The 5,458-nt window shown below is 43.0% G+C and carries 5 protein-coding genes; 3 read left to right on the top strand and 2 right to left on the bottom strand.

The window, feature by feature from the left end:
* Window positions 1-42: 42 nt before the first annotated feature.
* Window positions 43-582, bottom strand: a complete 540-nt coding sequence (locus tag B3M51_RS12040; RefSeq protein ID WP_292480512.1) for a methylated-DNA--[protein]-cysteine S-methyltransferase — start codon at window positions 580-582, stop codon at window positions 43-45.
* Between the two features lie 162 nt (window positions 583-744).
* Between B3M51_RS12040 and B3M51_RS12035 the strand changes: the two genes are divergently transcribed.
* The 3 genes from B3M51_RS12035 (at window position 745) to B3M51_RS12025 (ending at window position 4,581) form a co-directional block, all read left to right on the top strand.
* Window positions 745-1,155, top strand: coding sequence for a hypothetical protein (locus B3M51_RS12035; RefSeq protein ID WP_292480514.1), 411 nt, complete (start codon window positions 745-747; stop codon window positions 1,153-1,155).
* A gap of 234 nt (window positions 1,156-1,389) precedes the next feature.
* The gene (locus B3M51_RS12030; RefSeq protein ID WP_292480516.1) at window positions 1,390-2,487 is read left to right on the top strand and encodes an alkene reductase; all 1,098 of its coding nucleotides are present in this window, start codon (window positions 1,390-1,392) and stop codon (window positions 2,485-2,487) included.
* Between the two features lie 387 nt (window positions 2,488-2,874).
* Entirely contained in the window at window positions 2,875-4,581 is a 1,707-nt protein-coding gene (locus B3M51_RS12025) for a potassium/proton antiporter (protein ID WP_292480518.1), read from the top strand.
* On the opposite strand, the gene B3M51_RS12020 is transcribed toward B3M51_RS12025, so the two are convergent.
* Complete coding sequence (locus B3M51_RS12020; RefSeq protein WP_292759516.1) at window positions 4,582-5,226, bottom strand: MarC family protein; 645 nt, start codon at window positions 5,224-5,226, stop codon at window positions 4,582-4,584. It abuts the gene before it with no gap.
* Window positions 5,227-5,458 lie beyond the last annotated feature (232 nt).

The following is a 5,458-nucleotide window of genomic DNA, read 5'->3' as shown; positions in this document are numbered from 1 at the left end:
AAATAGTCGCCAGCAGTGGTGGAGATGAAAGGTCAACAAGCCCTAGGCCAACATCAATCGCTCACGGCGTAATAGTCTTTGTTTACTTTCAACTCCCCAACGATAACCGGAAATTGCACCATCTTTGCGAATCACTCGATGACACGGGATGATAACCGCAATATTATTGGCTCCACAGGCACTGGCAATGGCTCTTACAGCACCCGGATTATGCAGTTTTTCAGCAATATCGCTGTAGCACACCGTTGAACCCACAGGAATTTCCCGTAACGCTTGCCAGACTTGTTGTTGAAAAGGTGTGCCTCGCAGATCCAGATTAAAATCCGTGTTTTTTTGTGGGTTATGAATACTTTCAATCACTTTTGAAAGCGTATTTTTTATACCATTGCCCCCGTCCAAACATTTTGCCGCTGGAAATTGTTTTTGCAGGCTGACCATTAGTTCTTTAGCAGATTTGCCCAGGTAAACGGCACAAATACCATTGGCAGATTCACCAACAAGCACATTTCCCACTGGACTGATACCAATAGCAAAATGAATTTGCTCAAATGCTGGCGCCATGACACGTAGCTCACTTGCCATTATTGATTGTCCTCTGTTCACGTAGCGTTCACCTTAACGTTGTTAGATTACATTTCTAAATATTAATTCCTTCATTAGTTTAACAAAGGAATTTGCCGATGCAGATACGCTGGAATTCCATTAAGCTATACTGCATATAGGAATTTTTCCTGGACAATAATTATGAAACTTAAATTAATACTGCTTTTACTCTGTTCTCCACTGCTGGCAAATGCTGGTGCGGTTTCTCAGCTGGGGACAGGTGATCCATTAAAACTGGTTTATCAGGAAATGCTTTATCAATATCAGGTTGGTCTGCAACTACACGAACAATACGACTTCAAGCAACCAATTGATGTGATGCAATGCAAAAATCAGCATGGATATATTCAAACCCGTGCCAGATCCATGGTGGGCACTGCAAAACAAGTAGAAGAAGAAATTCGTAGTGACGTAATTGATGCTGCATGGTTTGCGTTAAATTGCTCACGTTGCGGCAGTGCAGCTGATAGCTGTGATCCAGTGCCGGAAAAACTTGAGTTTATCAAGTTACAACTTGAAGCCAAACAAAAAGCTAGAGCTGAACAGCAGTAATTTACAGGCGTATTTTTCGTTAGTAGCTATCGAATTTTAATATTTCTGCCTCAAGCTGGAAAGTCATTCTAAGTGCCTCCAACAGCGGCTAACTTTTAGTAGCGTTATCGCAGTTTAAATCCAATTCCTGTGCAGAATTAAACTTGTTAATGATTTCTTGCTGCTGAAAACGCGGTTCATTTTTCAAAAAATTAGCCGTCTCAACTCTTTTTCACAATTATTTCAGAGGTATTTATGAGCCAACTGCAGGCGAATGAATTGTTATCTCCAATCAAACTTGGTGATGCTTCACTAAAGAATAGAATGGTTATGGCGCCATTAACCCGCAATAGAGCTGGTGAAGGTTTAGTGCCAACCGAAATGAATGTTACTTATTATCGGCAACGCGCCAGTGCTGGTCTGATTATCAGTGAAGGCGCACAAATTGCTGATGATGCGTTGGGTTATCCGCATACGCCCGGCATCCATAGTGATGACCAAGTGATTGGCTGGCGAAAAGTAACCGATGCCGTGCATCGAGAAGAAGGGATGATCTATATGCAACTCTGGCATTGCGGCCGGGTTTCACACAGCTCAATGCTGCCAAATGGGATGAAACCGCTGGCCCCTTCTGCCATCAAACCAGCAGGTGAAGTCTATACCTATGAAGGCATGAAACCATATGAAACACCCCAGGCTATAGAAACAACTGATATTCCAGGTATAGTTGAACAATATCGTCATGCAGCCTGCTGTGCGGTTGAAGCCGGTTTTGATGGCGTTGAAATTCATGCTGCCAATGGTTACCTGTTGGATCAGTTTCTCCGGGATGGAAGTAATAAACGCGATGATCAATACGGTGGCAGTATCGAAAACCGTGCGCGATTGATTATGGAAGTCACTGAGGCAGTATGTGAAATATGGGATCCCAAAAAAGTGGGGATACGACTCTCCCCACTACAGCCATTTAATGATTTATATGATTCCAACCCCGAGGCGACTTTCAGTTACATGGTGAAGGCACTCAATAAATTTGAACTGGGTTATCTGCATGTCACTGAAATGGGCGCTGAAACTCCCGGTGTAGCAGGCCCTTATTTTGATGTCAGCGCTTTACGTAAATTATGGAATGGTCTTTATATGACCAACAGTAATTATGATTATGCATCTGCTAACAAAGCCCTGAAAGATGACAAAGCTGATCTGATTTCGTTTGGCAAACTGTTTATTGCTAATCCGGATCTTCCTGAACGTTTTGCCAAAAATGCTCCTCTGAATCAACCGGATCCAGAGAGTTTTTATGGCGGTGATGCAAAAGGATATATTGATTATCCTTTTCTTGAACCGATATAAATTTATTTTTACTTCCAGAGTCTGATGCTCTTCTTAACCACCTCTGTTGTGACTGAAAGCACCAGTCAAGCCGCGATTAATACAGTTTTTGAAGCGAAAAACAGTTTCCGTTAGTGATGTCGATGAAAGTTATACAGACCCTAAAAACCGGCTATGCCGGTTTTTTTATGCCTGAATTTTTATTTATAAAAATATGAAAAATATCACTTACAGCTGAATCAGCAGACAATCGACTGAATGGGTATGTAATAATTGAAGTTATAGTTATTCCAACTGTGTTGAAAATGACTTATGCAGGATGACAATATCTCACCATTTCTGCCGTGTTGGAAAAAGTCTCGCCTCCAGCAATGGTGGCTTTAAAGATAAACAGACCCTCGGTTTAATATGGATTTTATCAATACACTTTTTCTACTCGGCGGCCTGCTTATTTCCTTAAGCATTCTCGGCAGTCGTCTTTCATCAAAGTTTGGGCTGCCGTTACTGATTATCTTTTTAGCCTTGGGCATGCTGGCCGGTGAAGAGGGTGTTCTGGGGATTCAGTTTGATGATTACTCCCTGGCTTTTCTGATTGGCCACCTTGCTCTGGCGATGATTCTGCTGGATGGTGGATTACGTACCCGTTTAAAAACCTTCCGCGCTGGCTTCAAACCTGCACTTTCCTTAGCGACATTAGGTGTTTTACTAACCAGTGGCAGTATCGGCTTTCTGGCAATGTGGATATTTGATCTCAACCTGTTTGAAGGGTTATTGATCGGCGCCATTATCGGTTCAACCGATGCGGCAGCGGTATTTTCAATGCTTAGCGGACGAGGAATAAACCTGAATGAACGGGTTGGTGCCACCTTGGAAATTGAATCCGGCACCAATGATCCTATGGCGATTTTCCTGACCATTATGCTGGTCGAGTTAATAACCGGTGAAATGGGTGGTGCATGGGATACGGTTTTATTTTTATTACAGCAATTCGGTTTTGGCCTGATTATCGGCATTGGTGGTGGCTGGCTAATTGCAAAATTACTTAACTGGATGGATTTAGCGCCGGGACTCTATGCCATGTTGGCTCTGGCACTGGGTTTCAGCGTATTTGGCTTAACCGGAGTCATTGGTGGCAGTGGTTTTTTAGCCATTTATCTCTGCGGTTTGATGATCGGCAATCAACCTGGCCGTCATTTAAACTTTATTCTGCCTGTACATGATGGTCTGGCCTGGCTCAGTCAGATTGGTTTATTTCTGATTTTAGGTTTGCTGGTCAACCCAAGCGAACTATTGCAATACGCCCTGCCCTCACTGGTAATCGCATTGGCATTGATTTTTGTCGCCAGACCAATCGCAGTGTTCCTGTCAATCAAACCTTTCTTTCGCTTTCGCTGGCGTGAATTAGGATTTATTTCGTGGGTGGGCTTACGTGGAGCGGTGCCCATCGTGTTAGCTATCTTCCCAGTGATTGGTGGAGTGGAAAATGCCTCGCTGTATTTCAATGTTGCTTTTGCTGTTGTATTACTCTCGCTGCTGATTCAAGGCAGCACACTGTCTTTAATGGCTCGCTGGATGCGGGTAGAGGTTCCGATAGGTATCAAACCAAATCATCAGGGAGCTTTGGGCATTTTGCCGGTAAATGATTATGAAATGTTTGTTTACCGGATTGAGAACGAACAGCTTGATGGTCAGCAGATCCGCTTACTGCGCTTCCCATCTGGCACATTGATATCGGCATTATTCCGGAATAACGTGATGCTGCACCCCAAAGGCAGTACTGAACTGAAGTTGAATGACACCATTTGTGTGATAAGTCGCAATGAAGATTTGGATGCACTGAATCAAATCTTTAGTGGTCATTCAAAACTGAAAAATCGTGAAGCTTTTTTTGGATCATTTACACTGCGAGGTGATGCCTTGTTATCTGATGTCGCAAAAGCCTATGGACTGGTTATCAGTTCCGCTGAACATGGTATGACATTAAGCGACTTTATTTCCCGTCGGGTCGGTGGGCATCCGGTAGTAGGTGATGACGTGGACTGGCATGGTATTCATTGGGTGGTCAATGAAGTAGATGGCGATAAAATCATTAAAGTGGGTCTCAGGCTTTACTGATCATAATCCCGCATAAATTTCCAGTACGCCATTGATGACAAATTGCACAGCAATGACCGAAAGTATAATGCCAAAAATTCGGGTAATTATCTCTTTGCCGGTTTCTCCCAGATAACGCACAAGAAAATGTGAATAAACCATTGCCAGATAACACGAACCAGTGGTCAGCATAATCGCTGCAAACACCAGAATTAAATGCCAGGCTGTTGGTGCCTCACTGGTCAAAATCATCACCGTGGCAATGGCACCCGGTCCGCTCATAAATGGAATAGCTAACGGAATTACCGAGATATCTTTGGCAATTTTTCCTTCTATTGCCGGATCGGATGCACTGCTGGTCTCGCCTTCATCCAGCCCTTTATGAATCATGCTCATGGCAATACCAAATAAAATCAGGCCGCCGGCAATACGAAACGCCTCAATGGTAATACCAAATATCTTAAAAATAAGACCACCCAGTAAGGCAAATACAAAAAATACGCCGGTAGCAATCAGGCTGGATCGTTTGGCAACTGCCTTACGGGTGGTTTCTGAAGTACGAGGCAACAGCGATACAAACATAAATGCCGTTGTTAATGGATTCACAATCACAAACAAAGCTGCAATCGCGATGATCCAATAATCAAATAAACCAATTGCATTCATAATGTATTCACTTAAAGAAAACGCTATGTTCGCATAAATGCGTTTTCTGTATTGTCTTGTTGCTCAATTAATGTAGACAGACTTTCAATCCGTTTTTTTAATCGTCCTGAAGATCATTTATCAGCATTTTCATCTCATCAATTTCCCGGCGTTGTGCTTCAATAATTTCATCGGCCAGTTGACGTACTCGTGGATCACTAATCTGTGCTCTTTCGCTGGTCAAAATTGCGAT

This window comes from Methylophaga sp. UBA2689 (assembly GCA_002354555.1).
Classification (GTDB): Bacteria; Pseudomonadota; Gammaproteobacteria; order Nitrosococcales; family Methylophagaceae; genus Methylophaga.
Note: the sequence above shows the minus strand (reverse complement) of the source record. Positions and strands in the feature narration are given on the sequence as shown.